17 protein-coding genes are annotated in these 16,747 nt (G+C 65.6%); 11 read left to right on the top strand and 6 right to left on the bottom strand.

Features of this window, described 5'->3' with window-relative positions; all coding sequences use genetic code 11:
* Positions 1 to 5 precede the first annotated feature (5 nt).
* Positions 6 to 761: a flagellar type III secretion system pore protein FliP gene (gene fliP / locus E4K65_RS37815; RefSeq protein WP_027548524.1), complete on the bottom strand. Its 756-nt coding sequence runs from the start codon at positions 759 to 761 to the stop codon at positions 6 to 8.
* Complete coding sequence (locus E4K65_RS37810) at positions 758 to 1,741, bottom strand: flagellar biosynthetic protein FliO (protein ID WP_135178420.1); 984 nt, start codon at positions 1,739 to 1,741, stop codon at positions 758 to 760. Before E4K65_RS37810 ends, fliP begins: the two co-directional genes overlap by 4 nt.
* A 351-nt stretch (positions 1,742 to 2,092) precedes the next feature.
* On the opposite strand from E4K65_RS37810, the gene flgB reads away from it, so the two are divergent.
* The 9 genes from flgB (at position 2,093) to atzF (ending at position 11,410) form a co-directional block, all read left to right on the top strand.
* The gene (gene flgB / locus E4K65_RS37805; RefSeq protein WP_027548526.1) at positions 2,093 to 2,497 is read left to right on the top strand and encodes a flagellar basal body rod protein FlgB; all 405 of its coding nucleotides are present in this window, start codon (positions 2,093 to 2,095) and stop codon (positions 2,495 to 2,497) included.
* Positions 2,498 to 2,536: 39 nt separating this feature from the next.
* Positions 2,537 to 2,962, top strand: coding sequence for a flagellar basal body rod protein FlgC (flgC, locus tag E4K65_RS37800; RefSeq protein ID WP_135178419.1), 426 nt, complete (start codon positions 2,537 to 2,539; stop codon positions 2,960 to 2,962).
* 16 nt (positions 2,963 to 2,978) lie between these two features.
* Positions 2,979 to 3,287, top strand: coding sequence for a flagellar hook-basal body complex protein FliE (fliE, locus tag E4K65_RS37795; RefSeq protein ID WP_027548527.1), 309 nt, complete (start codon positions 2,979 to 2,981; stop codon positions 3,285 to 3,287).
* 168 nt (positions 3,288 to 3,455) lie between these two features.
* Positions 3,456 to 3,719 carry a flagellar biosynthesis protein FliQ gene (fliQ, locus tag E4K65_RS37790; RefSeq protein WP_135178418.1) on the top strand — a complete coding sequence of 88 codons (264 nt, stop codon included), beginning with the start codon at positions 3,456 to 3,458 and terminating at the stop codon, positions 3,717 to 3,719.
* Between the two features lie 17 nt (positions 3,720 to 3,736).
* Positions 3,737 to 4,507, top strand: coding sequence for a flagellar biosynthetic protein FliR (fliR, locus tag E4K65_RS37785; protein WP_135178417.1), 771 nt, complete (start codon positions 3,737 to 3,739; stop codon positions 4,505 to 4,507).
* A gap of 10 nt (positions 4,508 to 4,517) precedes the next feature.
* Positions 4,518 to 5,597 (top strand): flagellar biosynthesis protein FlhB, encoded by a 1,080-nt coding sequence (gene flhB, locus E4K65_RS37780; RefSeq protein ID WP_135178416.1) that lies wholly within the window; start codon positions 4,518 to 4,520, stop codon positions 5,595 to 5,597.
* A 154-nt stretch (positions 5,598 to 5,751) separates the two neighbouring features.
* A complete protein-coding gene (cckA, locus tag E4K65_RS37775; RefSeq protein ID WP_135178415.1) occupies positions 5,752 to 8,337 on the top strand; it encodes a cell cycle histidine kinase CckA in 2,586 nt (861 codons plus the stop codon).
* 504 nt (positions 8,338 to 8,841) lie between these two features.
* Positions 8,842 to 9,855, top strand: a complete 1,014-nt coding sequence (locus E4K65_RS37770) for a Tim44 domain-containing protein (protein WP_135178414.1) — start codon at positions 8,842 to 8,844, stop codon at positions 9,853 to 9,855.
* Between the two features lie 169 nt (positions 9,856 to 10,024).
* Complete coding sequence (gene atzF, locus E4K65_RS37765) at positions 10,025 to 11,410, top strand: allophanate hydrolase (RefSeq protein WP_135178413.1); 1,386 nt, start codon at positions 10,025 to 10,027, stop codon at positions 11,408 to 11,410.
* A gap of 1 nt (position 11,411) precedes the next feature.
* On the opposite strand, the gene E4K65_RS37760 is transcribed toward atzF, so the two are convergent.
* The 4 genes from E4K65_RS37760 to E4K65_RS37745 all read right to left on the bottom strand — a co-directional run bounded on the left by E4K65_RS37760 (position 11,412) and on the right by E4K65_RS37745 (position 14,920).
* The gene (locus E4K65_RS37760; RefSeq protein ID WP_167771471.1) at positions 11,412 to 12,137 is read right to left on the bottom strand and encodes a Crp/Fnr family transcriptional regulator; all 726 of its coding nucleotides are present in this window, start codon (positions 12,135 to 12,137) and stop codon (positions 11,412 to 11,414) included.
* 82 nt (positions 12,138 to 12,219) lie between these two features.
* A complete protein-coding gene (locus tag E4K65_RS37755) occupies positions 12,220 to 13,059 on the bottom strand; it encodes an ABC transporter ATP-binding protein (protein WP_209312131.1) in 840 nt (279 codons plus the stop codon).
* A gap of 20 nt (positions 13,060 to 13,079) precedes the next feature.
* Positions 13,080 to 13,904: an ABC transporter permease gene (locus E4K65_RS37750; RefSeq protein ID WP_235885912.1), complete on the bottom strand. Its 825-nt coding sequence runs from the start codon at positions 13,902 to 13,904 to the stop codon at positions 13,080 to 13,082.
* A 14-nt stretch (positions 13,905 to 13,918) separates the two neighbouring features.
* The gene (locus tag E4K65_RS37745) at positions 13,919 to 14,920 is read right to left on the bottom strand and encodes an NrtA/SsuA/CpmA family ABC transporter substrate-binding protein (RefSeq protein WP_167771470.1); all 1,002 of its coding nucleotides are present in this window, start codon (positions 14,918 to 14,920) and stop codon (positions 13,919 to 13,921) included.
* Between the two features lie 330 nt (positions 14,921 to 15,250).
* Here E4K65_RS37745 and E4K65_RS37740 point away from each other — a divergent pair, with 330 nt between their 5' ends.
* The gene (locus E4K65_RS37740; protein WP_135178408.1) at positions 15,251 to 15,925 is read left to right on the top strand and encodes a lectin; all 675 of its coding nucleotides are present in this window, start codon (positions 15,251 to 15,253) and stop codon (positions 15,923 to 15,925) included.
* A 78-nt stretch (positions 15,926 to 16,003) separates the two neighbouring features.
* Positions 16,004 to 16,711 carry a glutathione S-transferase gene (locus tag E4K65_RS37735; RefSeq protein WP_135178407.1) on the top strand — a complete coding sequence of 236 codons (708 nt, stop codon included), beginning with the start codon at positions 16,004 to 16,006 and terminating at the stop codon, positions 16,709 to 16,711.
* Positions 16,712 to 16,747 lie beyond the last annotated feature (36 nt).

The following is a 16,747-nucleotide window of genomic DNA, read 5'->3' as shown; positions in this document are numbered from 1 at the left end:
CCGCCTCATCCCCCGTAGCTCTGCACAAGGCTTCCCGCCACCAGCGACCAGCCGTCGACGAGGACGAAGAAGATCAGCTTGAACGGCAGCGATATGGTTGCCGGCGGCAGCATCATCATGCCCATCGACATCAGCACGGAGGCGACGACGAGGTCGATGATCAGGAAGGGCAGGAACAGCAGAAAGCCGATCTCGAAGGCGCGCTTCAGCTCGGAGATCATGAAGGCGGGGACGAGGATACGGAGCGCGAGCTCGTCGGGGGTGGCCGGCGCCGGTTCGCCGGAGAGATCCAGGAACAGCTTGAGGTCCTTCTCGCGCACGTTCTTCTGCATGAAGCCGCGCAACGGGACCGAGGCGCGCTGGAGCGCATCCTCGACGCCGATCTGGTTGGCGACGAGCGGGCGGATGCCTTCGTCGTAGGATTTTTGCAGCACCGGCCCCATCACGAAGAAGGTGAGGAACATCGCGAGCGCGATGATCACCGAGTTCGGCGGCGCGGTCGCCGTGCCCATCGCGGTGCGCAGGAGCGACAGCACGACCACGATGCGCGTGAACGACGTCATCATGATCAGGATCGACGGCGCGATCGACAGCACCGTGAGCAGCGCGATGAGCTGGATCGCGCGCTCGGTGACGCCGCCGCCACCCTGACCGCCGAGATTGATGCTGATGTCCTGCGCATGCGCGAGGCTTGCGAGCGAAGCCGCACTGAACAGGACAGAAAGAAAAAGAACTCTACGCGGGAGGGCCGGCAGCCTCACGAAGACGGCTTCGGACGGCCGAGCAGGGAGGCCATCTCGTCTTCGAGATTCTCAAAGCTGGTCTTTTCCGGGGCAGGCTTCGGCGGCGGGGCCGGTGGTGCCGGCGGCTCGCTGCGCGCCGCACGCGGAGGAGCGGCCGGCGGCTCCGGCGCAACCGGCGGCGCGACCGTCTCGCCGGCCGGACGGCGCAGCGCAGCCTCTAACCGCTGCGCCATTTCGGCCAGATTCTGCTCGGCGCTCGAGGGCGCGGCAGGAGTGGGGGCCGGCGGCGCAACGGGCGGCGCCTGCGGCACCGGCGGAGGCGGCGGAGGCGGCGCAACCGCGCGCTCGGCGCGCACCGGCGGCACCTTCGCCGGCTCGCTCTGGCGCGGCGGACGCGGCATCAGCGGCGGCTCGTTGCGGGCAACGCGCGGCGGTAGCGGCAGCGGCTCAGGCCGCGGCTCGCGCTCGGGGCGCGCGATCGGCTCGGGCGGGAAGCCGGCCAGTGGCGGCTCGCTGCGGCGTTCGGCCAGTGCGGGCGCGGGCCGGCGTACTTCGTCGGCGAAGGACGGGCGTGCGGGCCGCGGCGGCGGCTCGGGCATTTGCGGCTCGGGATGATCGAGCATTTCGGGCCGCGGCGTCTCGTCGGCCCAGCCGCCGGCATCCGGCATCGGGGCGAGGCGCGGCGGTTCGGCGGAGTTGGGACGCTGCGGAAGCTGGTCGCGGCCGGGCGCGGCGCGCACGATGTTGGGCTCGACGACGATGTCGGTCGGGCCACCGATCATCAGGAGATGTTCGACATTGTCGCGTCGGACCAGCACCAGGCGGCGCCGGCCGTCGACGGCGGCGGCATCGATCACGGCGAGCCGGGGCATCCGGCCGCGCTGGGTGTTGGCGCCGAGCCGGCTGCTGGCGAATCGGCGAACCAGCCATGCAGCGACGCCGATCAACGCCAGAACGACGATGAACGCGACGATGAAGGTGATAGGGCTGCCTTGCATACTTGTCCCCGAGAAATGGCGCTCTTCTCGTGCCCATGGTCAGACGCGCCAACCACCGGCCTACGATGCCCCAAACTGCGATTTCCTAACGTCCCACGGCAAGTTTTGCCGTCCCCAACTCTTAATAACCTATGAATCGCTCGATCCAAAATGACTTCTTGGGCTGTGCATGTGCCGCCAAGCGATTGGGTTAATGCCATTTTTGGAGGCGTAGAATCACGGGGGAACGAATTCCTGTCCCGGCGCGGGACATGCATCTGTGGCATCCTTAACCACCTGTTAACCATACAGGCGGCAAATTCTGCCTAGCTTCGGACCCTGGATCCGGAGGAGGCGGAAGGAGCCGCGACGATGTCCATCAACGACCTCCCGGTGCTGTCGGCGCTTCGCACCAAGATGCAGTGGCATCAGGAACGCCAGCGCGTCCTGTCCGAGAACGTCTCCAATTCCGACACGCCCAAATTCCGGCCGCGCGACCTTGTCGAGCCGAAGCTCGACAAGGCTGGCGCGGTCACGGGGTCGATGGGCCCGCTGGCAATGACCGTCACCAGCGCGTCTCACATGACGCCATCGGGTGCGGCCTCGGGTTTCGACCAGAACAAGAATGCGGGCTTCGAGACACGCCCTGCGGGCAACGCCGTCAATCTCGAAGAGGAGATGATGAAGGCCGCCAGCAACCAGATGGACTACGCGGCGGCGACCTCGCTCTATTCGAAGAGCCTGCATCTGCTCAAGACCGCGATCGGCAAGGGCTAGAGCATGATCCTGGAACGGAAGAGCTAGAGGAGGCGCATCATGGCGAATGACAGCAGCGACTTTGCCCGCTCGATGGCGATCGCGACCTCCGGCCTGCGCGCGCAGGCCGGGCGCATGCGGGTGATCTCGGAGAACATCGCGAACGCGGATTCGACGTCGCAGACATCAGGCGGCGAGCCCTACCGGCGCAAGGTGCCGACCTTCTCCTCCGCGCTCGACCGCACGCTCGATGCGCAGGTCGTCACCCTCGGCAGGATCAAGCCCGACCAGTCGAACTTCCGCACCAAATACGAACCGAACAATCCGGCCGCCGATGCGACCGGCAACGTCAAATATCCCAACGTGAACTCGGTGGTCGAGATGACCGACATGCGCGATGCGCAGCGGTCGTACGAGGCCAATCTCAACATCATCAGTGCGACGCGCCGGATGATCCAGCGCACGCTCGACATCCTCAAGAGCTGAACAGGACATTTGAGCCATGGCATCACCGACAATCGCAGCCAACGCCTATGCCAATCTCGCCCGCGTGCTGGAAAACAGCGGCGCCGGCAAGGGCGGCGAAGCGAGCGGGCAGTCCTTTGCCTCGCTCCTGAAAGACGCCGTCGGCAGCGTCATGGAGTCCGGCCGCAAGTCCGACGCGCAGACGGTGGCGATGGCCGCCGGCAAGGCCAACGTGATGGACGTGGTGACGGCGGTCGCCGACACCGACGTTGCCGTCTCCACGCTGGTCTCGGTCCGCGACCGCGTGATCTCGGCGTATGAAGACATCATGAAGATGCCGATCTGATTTTCGGCCCTGCTCGCTCCCGATCGTCATTGCGAGCGTAGCGAAGCAATCCAGAATCTTTCCGCAAGCGGCAGTCTGGATTGCGTCGCTTCGCTCGCAATGACGGGGAAGAGGGCATCGGTTCCTCGTCGCGGTGGCGGGGATGAAGCTTGAACAAGGAATTCTGCAATGACCGGACCCGAGACCCTCGACGTCGCGCGCGATGCGATCTGGACGATCGTGATCGTGTCGTCGCCCCTGATGGTGGTCGGCCTCGTGGTCGGCGTGATCGTGTCGCTGCTCCAGGCGCTGACGCAGATCCAGGAGCAGACGCTGATCTACGTGCCGAAGATTCTGGCCATCTTCGCCACAATGCTGTTGGCGCTGCCGTTCATGGCCGACGCGCTCCACGCCCACATGCTGCGGATCTCGTCGCGAATCATCGGCGGCTGAGGCAAGATGCGTGGATTATGCGCATCGACGTCTCGCTGCTGCCGGCGCTTGCGGCGGCCTTCATGCTCGTCTTCGCCCGGGTCGGCGCGATGGTGATGCTGCTGCCGGGCCTGGGCGAGACCAACATCCCGACGCGGGTGAAGCTGTCGATCGCGCTCATGCTCACGCTGATCATCCTGCCGCTGCATCGCAGCGCCTATCAGGTCGACATGGGCTCGCTAGCGCCGCTTCTGGTGCTGATGCTGCATGAAATCGCGATCGGCATCGTGCTGGGGGCAACGGCGCGCGTGACGCTGTCGGCGCTCCAGGTCGCGGGTTCCGTGATCGCGCAGCAGATGGGGCTCGGCTTCGTCACCTCGGTCGATCCGACGCAGGGACAGCAGGGCGTGCTGGTCGGCAACTTCCTGACCATGCTCGGGGTGACGCTGCTGTTCGCCACCGACAGCCATCATTTGGTGATCGCGGCGCTGAACGACAGCTATGCGATCTTCTCGCCCGGCGAGACCGTGTCGAGCGGCGATGTCGCCTCGCTGGCGACGCGCGCCTTCGCCGCCGCGTTCCGCCTCGGCTTGCAGCTCTCCGGGCCGTTCCTGGTGTTCGGCCTCGTCTTCAACATCGGGCTCGGCGTGCTGGCGCGGCTGATGCCGCAGATGCAGGTCTATTTCGTCGGCGTGCCGCTGTCGATCTTCGTGGGCTTCCTGGTGCTCGCCGTGGTGCTCACGGCGATGATGGGCACATTTCTGGATTACTTCATCGGTGTCATGCACCAGATGATGCCGCTCAGGTAACGGGGGATCGATGGCGGAAGACAACGATCCAGACAGTCAAACAGAAGACCCGACGCAAAAACGCCTCGACGAGGCGCTCGAACGCGGCGACGTCGCCAAGAGCCAGGAGATCAACACCTGGTTCATGATCGCGGGCGGCACGCTCGTGGTCTCGACCTTCTCGGGCTCGGTGGGCAGCGGGCTGGTGACGCCGATGCGCAACCTGCTCGCCAATTCCTGGATGATCAAGACCGACGGCAGGGCCCTGCTCGCGCTGGTGCAGCAGATCGAACTCGCCGTGCTCGCGGCGGTCGGCGTGCCCCTGCTGATGCTGGTGCTGGCGGCCATCGCCGGCAACATGCTCCAACACCGCCTGGTCTGGTCGGCCGAATCCCTCAAGCCCAAGTTCAGCAAGCTCTCGCCCGCGGCCGGTTTCAAGCGCATCTTCGGCAAGCAGGCGGCCGCGAACTTCCTGAAGGGCCTCGGCAAGCTGATCGTGCTCGGCGCGGTCATGGCCACGATCCTGTGGCCGGAGCGGCATCGCATGGAGGCGATGGTCAGGCTCGATCCGGCCGCCATGCTCGGCGCCACCACCAGCTTGACCATTCATCTGCTCGGCGCGGTGGTCGCGGCGCTCGCGATCATCGCCATAGGCGACTACTTCTTCCAGTACCGAAGCTGGTTCCAGCGGCAGAAGATGTCGCTCCAGGAGATCAAGGAAGAGTTCAAGCAGTCCGAAGGCGACCCGCACATCAAGGGCAAGATCAGGCAGCTGCGGCAGCAGCGCGCCAAGAAGCGCATGATGGCGGCGGTTCCCAAGGCCTCCGTGATCATCACCAACCCGACCCACTATTCGGTGGCGCTGTCCTACGAGCGCGGCATGCAGGCGCCGATCTGCGTCGCCAAGGGCGTCGACAATCTCGCCTTCAAGATCAGGGAGATCGCGCGCGAGCACGCCATCCCCATCGTCGAGAACGTGCCGCTGGCCCGCGCGCTCTACGCCACCGTCGACATCGACCAGGAAATCCCGACCGAGCACTACCATGCGGTCGCCGAGGTCATCGGCTACGTCATGCGCCTGAAGCACGGATTCGGCGCCGGGCGGGGATAAAATGCCCGAAAAGTACCGGAAATGGCCGTAATCTGGGAATCAGCGTACCTTTCGCCCTTGCTGCCCTTGCGCCTGCGGGTCCGATTCAGGCAGGGAGGACCCCACGCGCCCCATAGCGCGTTGATTCTCTGCCGACAGGCTGTGCCAGCTTGAAATGACCGCCGAGACCGACCACGACCTCACACGCGAGCCCGTTGCGGCGCACGAGCCGTCGCCGCGCTCGGGCAGCATTGCGCTGGTGCTGCTGGTGGCCGCCGGCCTCGTCGCTGTCGCCGTCGGGCTGATGACGCTCGGCCGCGCGCAGGCGCAGCCCTATATCCTCGGCATCCTCGCCGTGCTGGCGATGGTCGGCCTGTTCAACCTGTTCGCCTTCGCCGCCGGCATCATCCGCTTCGTCGACCGTAGTCTCGACGACCCCGTGATGGGGCGGATCGCCGATCACGCCTTCGACGGCCTGGCGGTCACCGATCCGCGCGGCCATGTGGTCTATTCCAATGCGGCCTATCTGACCCTGACCGGTGCCACCGGCCCGCAGGACGTGCGCCCCGTCGAGCGCGTCTTCATCGGCAATCCCGACGTCTCCGAAGCCGTGTTCCGGCTGCTGAAAGCCGCCCGCGAAGGCAAGCGGCAGCAGGAAGAGGTGCGCATCTCCGGCCATGACGGCAGCCAGGGCCGCTGGCTGCGCATGCGGGTGCGCCCGCTCGGCACCGGCAAGCGCGAGGCGAAATACGCGGTGTGGTCGATCGCCGACATCACCCGCGACCGCGAGCGCCAGGAGGACGTGTTCCAGGAACTCCAGCACGCGATCGAATATCTCGATCACGCGCCTTGCGGCTTCTTCTCGGTCAATCCGGCCGGCGAGCTCGCCTACGTCAACGCGACGCTGGCGAACTGGCTCGACTACGACCTCGCCGAGATCGGCTCGGGCGGGCTGAAGCTCGCCGACATCGTCTCCGGCGACGGCGCTTCGCTGCTCAGCTCGATCGTGGCGGTGCCGGGCGAGGTGAAGACCGAGGTTTTCGACATCGACCTGCGCATGCGCACCGGCAAGACCATGCCGGTGCGGCTCTATCACAAGCTCGCCTTCGGCGCCGACGGCGCGCCGGGGCCGTCGCGCACGCTCGTGATCAGCCGCGCCCGCGACGAGCGCAGCGATCCGGACCGCGCCGCCGAAGTGCGTTTCATGCGCTTCTTCGACCACACGCCGATGGCGATCGCGACCGTCGACCGCGGCGGCAACGTCGTGCGCGCAAACGCGCGCTACGCCAAGCTCGCGCAGGGCCTTGGTCTCGACAGCGCCGGCAAGTCGATCTTCCGCGCCATCAATTCACGTGACCGCCACCTGGTGATCACGGCCATCAACCAGGCCGCCGAAGGCAAGGCCGACATCGCACCGGTCGAGGTTGCACTGGAAGGGACCAAGGAGCGCTGGGGCCAGTTCTTCGTCACGCCGGTCGACGCGGCCGAGAACGACGCGGAAGCCGCCATCGTGCACATGCTCGAGACCACCGAGCGGCGCGCGCTGGAGAACCAGATCAACCAGTCGCAGAAGATGGAGACGGTCGGCCAGCTCGCCGGCGGCATCGCCCACGACTTCAACAACGTGCTCTCCGCCATCATGATGGCGAACGACTTCCTGCTGAACGCGCACAAGCCGACCGACCCGTCGTTCCAGGACATCATGCAGATCAAGCAGAACGCGACGCGCGCCGCGACGCTGGTGCGGCAGTTGCTGGCGTTCTCGCGGCGGCAGACGCTGCGGCCGCAGGTGCTCGATCTCGGCGATGCGCTTTCCGACCTCACCATGCTGCTGCGCCGCCTGATCGGCGAGAAGGTCAAGCTCGACCTGATCCACGGCCGCGACCTCTGGCCGGTGAAGGTCGACGTCTCCCAGTTCGAGCAGGTGATCGTCAATCTCGCGGTGAACGCGCGCGACGCCATGCCCGATGGCGGCAAGCTGATCATCCGCACCGCCAATGTCGCCACCGAGGATGCGGGCAAGCTCGCCTACAAGGGCATGCCGGCAGCGGACTATGTGCGCATCGAGGTCGCCGACACCGGCACCGGCATCCCCGCCGACATCCGCGACAAGATTTTCGAGCCGTTCTTCTCGACCAAGGACGTCGGCAAGGGCACCGGCCTCGGCCTCTCCACCGTCTACGGCATCGTCAAGCAGACCGGCGGCTTCATCTACGTCGATTCCGAGCCGGGGCAGGGCACCTCGTTCCACATCTTCCTGCCGCGCCATCACGCCGAGCCGGAGGTGCAGGTCGAGCAGCCCGCGGCAGTGGTCAGCGCGGCCAATGGCGCTGCGAAGGAAGCCGCGCCCGCGGCGGCCGAAGCGAAGCCGCGCACCGATCTGACGGGACAGGGCACCATCCTGCTGGTCGAGGACGAGGAGGGCCTGCGCGCGCTCAACGCACGTGGCCTGCGCTCGCGCGGCTACACCGTGGTCGAGGCCGAGAACGGCGTCGAGGCCATGGAGATGCTGGAGGAGCAGAGCGGCGCGATCGATCTCGTCGTCTCCGACGTGGTGATGCCGGAGATGGACGGCCCGACGCTGCTGAAGGCGATGCGCGAGAAGAACCCCGACATCAAGTTCATCTTCGTCTCCGGCTACGCCGAGGACGCGTTCGAGAAGAGCCTGCCCGAAGGCCAACAGTTCGACTTCCTGCCAAAGCCGTTCACGCTCAGCCAGCTCGTGGCGGCGGTGAAGGAGACGATGACGAAGCAGGGGTGAGGGCTGCGCGTGGATGCACACACCGCGCGGCAATCTCCGCCGTCGTCCTGGCGAACGCCAGGACCCATACCGCGTGATCCATCGATTGCGCGCGCTGCCAATCCCGAACGACCAGTCTTCGCCAAACCGCCTCTTGGGGTAATGGGTGGCGTTCGCCAGGACGACATCGAGGAGGCAGCGCGCAATTGTCCCAACACCGTCATTGCGAGCCAACGGGTCCGCGCAAAGCGCGGCCCGATGACAGGCTCCGCGAAGCAATCCAGACTGTCTCGCGGAACCAGACTGGATTGCTTTGACCCAAGGGCTCAATGACGAGGAAAAAGCGGAATTCTGGCCCTAAAGCCACCGGTACCCGGCGACCATGGCCCCCCGCGCGCGCGCGCCCGGCCAAACCCCCGCCAAATATGGGCTTTTGCCACATCCCCGCGACTGAGGGCCGCAGCTACAAGTTCCGAAACCGGCTTCACTTTTCGCGCTGGCTGCCCATCTTAGGGACACGTCCCCATGCCGGGGATTTGGGAAACGAACATGAATTTCTCGCAACGCTCCCGCAGTTTCTTCAAGACAATCGCCGTCGTGCTGGCGCTTGCGCTGCCGACAGCGCTGGCGATCTCGTCCGCCGACGCGCGCGTCGGTGGCGGCATGTCGTCGGGTTCGCGCGGCTCGCGCACCTATTCGGCGCCGCCGTCGACCACGACCGCGCCGGGCTCGACCTCGCAGTTCAACCGCACCTACACCCAGCCGGGCGCAGGCATGAATTCGGCCGCGGCCGCGCCCGCGCGTGGCGGCCTGTTCGGCCGTGCCGGCGGCTTCATGGGCGGCCTCGCGGCCGGCTTCCTCGGCGCCGGCCTGCTCGGCATGCTGTTCGGCGGCGGCCTGTTCGGTGGCCTTGGCGGCCTGTCGTCCATCCTGGGCCTGATCATCCAGATCGTGCTCGTGGTGTTCGTGGTGCGGCTGGCGATGTCGTGGTGGCAGCGCCGCCACACGCCGCAGGCGGCCTATGCCAACGCTGATGCGGGTGCCGGTCCCGGACCGCAGCCGACCTATCGCAGCGGCCTTGGTGGTGGTCTTGGCGGCGGACTTGGCGGCTTCGGTTTCGGCGCCAACAACGCGCCGCTCGAGATCAAGCCTGATGACTATGAAGCGTTCGAGCGCCTGCTCGGCGATGTCCAGACCGCATGGTCGAACGAGGACGTGGCCAAGCTGCACACGCTCGCGACGCCGGAAATGGTCTCCTATTTCGAGCAGGACCTCGGCCAGAACCGCGCCCGCAACGTCGTCAACAAGGTCACCAACGTGAAGCTGTTGCAGGGCGACCTCGCGGAAGCCTGGCGCGAGGGCGAGACCGACTACGCCACGGTGGCGCTGCGCTTCGCGCTCACCGACAAGACGCTCGACCGCAACACCGGCGCGGTGGTTGCCGGCAGCGAGCAGCCGGGTGAGGCGACCGAGGTCTGGACGTTCGCCCGTCGCACCGGCGGCCAGTGGGAATTGTCGGCGATCCAGCAGACCAACTGATCTCGAGCGAATTGAACAACAAGGGCGTCGTGCCTCTGGCACGGCGCCTTTTTCTTTGAGCCGCCTATATCCTGATACGGCCGACCATTTGGGCGAAGCACTTAATTGCTTGTTGCCCATGCAGAGCTCCCGCAATTTCGCGCCTGCCGGTTAGCGAAGGAGATATTCGGTGAGTCAGTCTGTCGCGCGCTCCAGGACAAATCACGAAACCATCGCCAGGAATTCGTCCTCGGTGCTGGAGGCGATCGAAGCGGCGTACGACCGGATCGAGGCCGAGCGCGACCGCAATTGCTGGATCTATCTCCGCCCGCGGGAGGAGGCGCTCGAAGAATGCCGCAAGCTGGTGGCACGCGCGCGGACGGGCGAAAATCTTCCGCTGCTCGGCATTCCCTTCGGTGTGAAGGACAATATCGATGTCGAGGGAATGCCGACCACGGCCGCATGCCCGGCGTTCAGCTACGCGCCCTGGCATTCCGCGCACAGCGTCGAACGCCTCACCGCGGCCGGCGCAATTTGCCTCGGAAAGACCAATCTCGATCAGTTCGCCACGGGCCTGTCCGGCGCGCGTTCGCCCTATGGCCCCTGCGCGTCGGTTGCCGATGCGCGCTATGTTTCGGGCGGCTCCAGTTCCGGGTCCGCGGTCGCCGTGGCGGCCGGGCACGTCGCGTTCGCGCTCGGCACCGATACCGGCGGGTCCGGCCGCATACCTGCCGGCTTCAACAACATCGTCGGAATCAAGCCGACCGTTGGGCTGGTGTCATCGCGCGGGCTGGTGCCGAATTGCCCGACGATCGATTGCGTTTCGGTGTTCTGCAATACCGTCAGCGACGGCGAGGCGATCATCGACATCATCGAAGGGTTCGATTTCGAAGACCCCTACAGCCGCTTGCCCAGGGCCGCTTCTTTCGCCACAGGGACGGCGCCATCGTTCCGGTTCGGCCGCATCGCGTCCGCCGATCTCGAATGCTTCGGCATGCCGGAATGCGGCGAGCTCTATGAGCGCGCCTGCGAGCGTTTCACGCGGATCGGAGGGACCGCGATCGAGGTGGACTTCGCCCCGTTCCGCCAGGCCGGGGAGTTGATGTTCAGCGGACCCTGGGTCGCGGAGCGGCACTCGGCCATCGCTTCGCTCATGGACATCGATTCCGGCTCCCTGCTTGATGTCACGAGGACCGTGCTGGGCTCAGCCGCCGGCTATTCAGCGATCGACACGTTTGGTGCCATTCACCGGTTGCACCGACTTCGCCGCGACGCCGAGGCGATCTTTGCTGGTATCGATGCGCTGGTGGTCCCGACCGCACCGCGGCCGTTCACACTGGAGGAGATGGATCGCGATCCGATCACCCTCAACAATCGCCTCGGCTACTACTCGTACTTTGCCAATCTTCTCGATCTCTGCGGCGTGGCGGTTCCGAACGCGACATTGCCGAACGGCATGCCCATGGGCGTGACCCTGCTGGCGCCGGCGTGGCATGATCGCGGGCTCATCGGACTGGCGCGGCGGTTCGAGGCCAACGCAGGCAATGCGGCGTTCGAATTGAAGTCTGGCGGCTGAATTATTCCGCCTGCTGTGCGAGCGTCGAAAGATCCAGGATCGAAATCACGGATCTGTCGTACCTGATCACGCCTTCCTCCTGAAGCCGCGCGAGTTGTACCGTCACCCATTGGCGGGTGGATCCGATGAGATTGGCGAGATCGCCGTGGGTAAACGGCATTCCGACGACGATCTCATCGCCGCGCTTCACGCCGTAGACGTGCGACAGGAAGATCAACAGGCTATGCAGCCGCTCGGTCACCGAGCGCGTCCCGAGCATCTGGGCCATCGCCGAATAGCATCGCGCCTTGAATGCCAGGGCATCCAGCAGGGCGACGGCGATCGCCGGCGATTCCAGCGCAAGCCGCCGCAGCGCCGGTCCGGGCATGAACGTCAACCGGCTGCGTTCGGCCGCAACCGATGTCCACATGTGCGGGCCCGTTCCGAATATGTCGGGGCCGCCGACGAAGTTGCCGGGAAACCAGTAGGCGAGCGTGACCTCGCGCCCCGACGGCGCCGCATAGTAGCTGCGGATGCGTCCCTCGCTGATCAGGTAGATCCCGGCCTGTGTGTCGCCCTGAGACCAAACCAGTTGGCCGGCTTCCAGGGCCTTCTCGCGTCCGATCGCACGCAACCGATTGCAATCAGCCCGGTTGAGACCATCCAGCAAGCCGGGCAGCGGCCTGACGAGATTGTCCGACTCGGCCAGCATCACGCCTGCCGCTATCGCGCTATTCGCCCTGTGCATCGCCGGCTCCACGGTGAGACCCGGCAACGATTATTCAAGAACCATGCCAGCGCGCTGCGGGCGATGTCCGAGTTCCGGGCGATCAGCTCGCGTCCGACTGATTGAACGCCCGCAGCCCTTCGGCGCGGATCACGTCGAGACAATCCTTCTTGAGGGAGAGATAGGTTGGCTCGACCATGACATAACTCGACCGCGGGCGCGGCAGCTTGACCGCGACTTCGCGCAGGATGCGGCCGGGTCCCGCGCTCATGATGAGAACGCGGTCGGCCAGCACGATGGCTTCATCGATGTCGTGCGTGACGAACACGATCGTCGCCTTGATCCGGTCGCGCAGCTCCAGCAGATTGTCTTGCATCACCGCCCGGGTCTGCGCGTCGAGGGCCCCGAAGGGCTCGTCCATCAGCAGCACGCGGGGCTGATTGGCCAACGCTCGCGCGATCGCCACGCGCTGTTGCATGCCGCCCGACAGCGTGTTCGGATAGGCGTCGGCGAAACGCTTGAGACCGACCATCGCGATCAGGTCGTCGGCGATGGCATTCGCTTCCGTCCTGGACTTCCCGAGCATTCTGGGGCCGTGGGCGATGTTCCTGCGGACAGACTTCCAGGGGAAAAGATGCGGCTGCTGGAACACCATGCCGACATCGGGTCGCGGGCTGTAGACACGCGAGCCCTCGACCAGGATGTCGCCTTCAAACGGCACTTCCAGTCCGGCGATCGTGTTGAGCAACGTCGACTTGCCGCAGCCGGACGGCCCGGCGATGCAAACGAACTCGCCAGGCGCCACGTCAAAGGAAACGCGATCCACCGCGATGGTCTGCCCGCGGTTGGAGTCAAAAACGATGCTCAGGTTCGAGACTTGAATGGCCGGTTGTTTCGGCGCCGATTCGACCGAGGCGGGCGAACTTGCCAGAGCGAGTTTCATGATCGATCGAGCTCCCGACATCAACGCCACCAGACAGTACGTTCCGCAAGAGCCGAAAACAGCCGGTCTGCGATGAACGAAACCAACCCGAGCGCTGCGAGCCCGCCCATGACCTGGCCGGTTTGCAAATTCTGCTGCGCAATCTCGATCCTGTAGACGATGCCGGCGAAAGTGCCTGCAAGTTCGGCCGCGACAAGCGTGTAAAAGGAGATGCTGACGGCGGTGCGCAACCCGACCACGATGTAGGGAAGTGCGCCGAGCAGCACGATCTCCTGGAGCATCTGCCGCCGGGGCGTGCCGAGCATCAACGCCGCCCGAATCAGGCCGCGGTCGACCTTCTGCACGCCGATGTGGGTCGACAGCCAAACCGTGAAGAACACGCCCCATACGACGAGGAACAGTTTTCCCGCCTCCGACAGGCCGAACCAGAGGATGACGATCGGCACGAAAGCAATCGGCGGAATTGGCCGGAGGATATGGAATAGCGGGGACAGCAGGCTCGACATAACAGGGAATTGGCCGGTGAGGATACCGAGCAGGATGCCGAGCACGCCGCCTACGATGAATCCCGTGGTGACGCGAAAGAGGCTGGCCAGCAGATCGCCCAGGAACTGTCCGCTTCGTATCCACTCAAGGACCGCCGCGGCAACCACCGTCGGCGGCGGAAACAGCACCATGTTGACGGCCCCGGAACGAGAGACCAGTTCCCAGAGGCCGACGAACAGGGGAAGCGAAAGCGCCCCGACCAGAATATTGAGACGACGAAGACGGGCTGAATCCGGCCGCCGACCGCGACCGCCGGTGCGGAGAGCGATCTCCTGTCGTGCTGAAGTGCCATCCTGCATGGCTGTGCGGGTGCCTATTTCCACGAGAGGGTGACGCGTGCGGGGTCGACCTTCTTCAGCGGCTCGGCGACGACGACCTTGCTGAAGTCGGGCATCGCCGCTCCCGGAGGATGGTTGCCGCTCTCGAGGCGCCATGCGGAATGGGTCTTGAGAATCTCGATCAGCCGGTCGTCGAGACGCACCCGGTAGACATAGTCGGCCCAGATGGGAGCGAGGTCGTCCCGCTTCATGCCGACCGCGTCCGCCACGACCGTGATCGCTTCATCCTGGTGTGCCTTCATCCAGACCTCGGCGTCGATCAGTGCGGCGATGAACTTCTCGACCACCGCCGGGTTGGCATCCAGATAGGTCCTCATGACGACGATGTTGAACGTTTCCGAGTAAGTGCCCGTTGTATCGAGCTCAGCGACGGCTTCGCCCAGGGCCTTCTTCGCGTTGGCGATGTGGGGTTCCCAAGTGTCGATCGCGTCGATGCTGCCGGCTGCAAGTGCGGGCAGCATCTCCTGCGGCCGCAGGTTGACGAGGGTGACATCCTTGGGAGTCAATCCTGCCGACTTCAGCAACGTCGCCGTATAGACCTCGCTGCCGGTGCCGGCCGTGAATCCGATTCGCTTGCCGCGCAGGTCTGCCTTGGTCTTGATGCCCGCCTTGGCCGCGACGACCGTCTTGAGGTCGGAATATTCCATGCCGGCGACGAAGGCGATGGGCTGGTTTGCCATCGCTGAAGCTGTGACCGGCGCCTCCGCCGTCGTCGCGATGTCGGCGCCGCCCCCGATCACGGTGTCCAGGCACTGCTTGCCGGACGTGAAGTTCGAGACCGTGATGTCCAGTCCGTTCTTTTCGAAAATCCCCTTCGATTTGGCGACGATCGCAAGGCCGGAGATCGGTCCGAGGTTTTGCGCAAGCCGGGCCTTGAGCAATTCCGCGGCCGAGGCGCAGCCCGGACCGATGGCAAGGCAGCAAAGCGCGGCATAGCCGGCAATTGCCGCAATTGGGCGGACGGTGTTCCAGTGCATGACGATCTCCCCTCGCGCCGCGCCCGGCGGCAGCCCCGATGTGATCGCGGATGCCGCCCTGAACGGCTCCGCAACGGCCTCCCGCGTCCTCCCCTGGGCGATCGCTTGAGGATCGGCCCGTGCTGGCATGCTCACCCGGCGCTACGGTCCCGGGAAGCAATTAATCGACACGGCCCTCGGGGCGACCGGTCGGGCGCCGTCGCTCGAGGTGACGCGCGTGCGGCGGATGGCCGCTGGAATGCCGGAATAATGTCCGTCGTGACGGGTTCATGTCAGAGGATCAAAAACGGGCCTGCCAGGCGCAATCGCAGGACCAATCGGGAGGATAGGATGAGCATTATAGCCAGGGTCATCGCGCCAGCAGGCGTTGCACTCGCGGTCTTCGCAAGTCCATCGGTGCGGGCGCAGTCAGCCGACATGACCTTCTTCGTGACCTCGAGCGGGCCGGGCAAGGGTGCCGATCTTGGCGGTCTCGACGGTGCCGACGCCCACTGCCAGAAGCTCGCGCAATCGGCCGGCGCCGGCGCCAAAACCTGGCGCGCCTATCTCTCGACCCAGGCCGCCGACGGCAAGCCGGCCATCAACGCGCGCGACCGCATCGGCAAGGGGCCGTGGCAGAATGCGAAGGGCGCGGTCATCGCCAAGGACGTTGCCGACCTGCATGGCCCCGCCAACAATCTGACAAAGCAGACGGCGCTCAGCGAGAAGGGTGAGGTCAACAACGGAGCCGGCGATACGCCGAACCGCCACGACATCCTCACGGGATCGCAGCCCGACGGCACAGCATTCGCCGCCGGCGACGACAAGACCTGCAAGAACTGGTCGTCGAGCACGCAAGGTGTTGCGGTGGTCGGCCATGCCGACCGGCGGGGCCTGCGCGACGACGAGCCGTCGAAATCGTGGAACAGCTCGCATCCCTCGCGCGGTCCCGATGGCGGCTGCTCGCAGGCCGACTTGAAGAGCACGGGTGGCGACGGGCTGCTGTATTGCTTCGCGGCGAATTGAGGCGCGGAACACCGTTCACCGTCATCGAGTTCGTGGTTGCGTGCTACACTTGCCGCAACGCAATCACGGACTGTTTCCATGAAATACGAGCTCTACTACTGGCCCGAGATCCAGGGCCGCGGCGAATATGTGCGGCTGGCGCTGGAGGAGGCGGGCGCAGCTTATGTCGACGTGGCCCGGGGACCGCGCGGCACCAGTGCGATGATGAAGATGATGGATGCGCATGAGGGCACGCCGCCCTTCGCGCCGCCGTTCCTGAAAGCGGGCAAGCTCGTCATCGGCCAGACCGCCAACATCCTGCTCTATCTCGGCGCCCGCCACGCCCTTGCGCCGAAGACGGAAGCAGGCAAACTCTGGGTGCACCAGCTCCAGCTCACCATCACCGACTTCGTGGTCGAGGTCCACGACACCCATCATCCACTTGGGCCCTCGCTCTATTACGAGGACGCGCGGCCCGCGGCGAAGAAGCGCACGGCCGAGTTCTGGAGCGAGCGCGTGCCGAAATATCTCGGCTATTTCGAACAGCTGCTCGCCGGCAATGGCGGCACCTACGTCACCGGCCGCCGGCTGACCTATGTCGACCTCTCGCTGTTCCAGATCGTCGCCGGGCTGCGCTACGCGTTCCCCAGGCGCATGAAGGCGTACGAGGCAGACATCCCGGGCCTCGTCGGCCTGCACGACCGCGTTGCCGCGCGGCCGAACATCAAGGCCTATCTTGCGAGCGAGCGCCGCATTGCCTTCAACGAGCAGGGCATCTTCCGCCGCTACAAGGAGCTCGATCATTAGCCGGCCCGGACGGAGGCTGGCGGCAGCTCCCGTTCC

Origin of the sequence: Bradyrhizobium niftali, from assembly GCF_004571025.1 — a bacterium.
In the GTDB taxonomy this organism is placed as follows: Bacteria; Pseudomonadota; Alphaproteobacteria; order Rhizobiales; family Xanthobacteraceae; genus Bradyrhizobium; species Bradyrhizobium niftali.
This window is presented reverse-complemented; position numbering and strand designations above follow the sequence as displayed.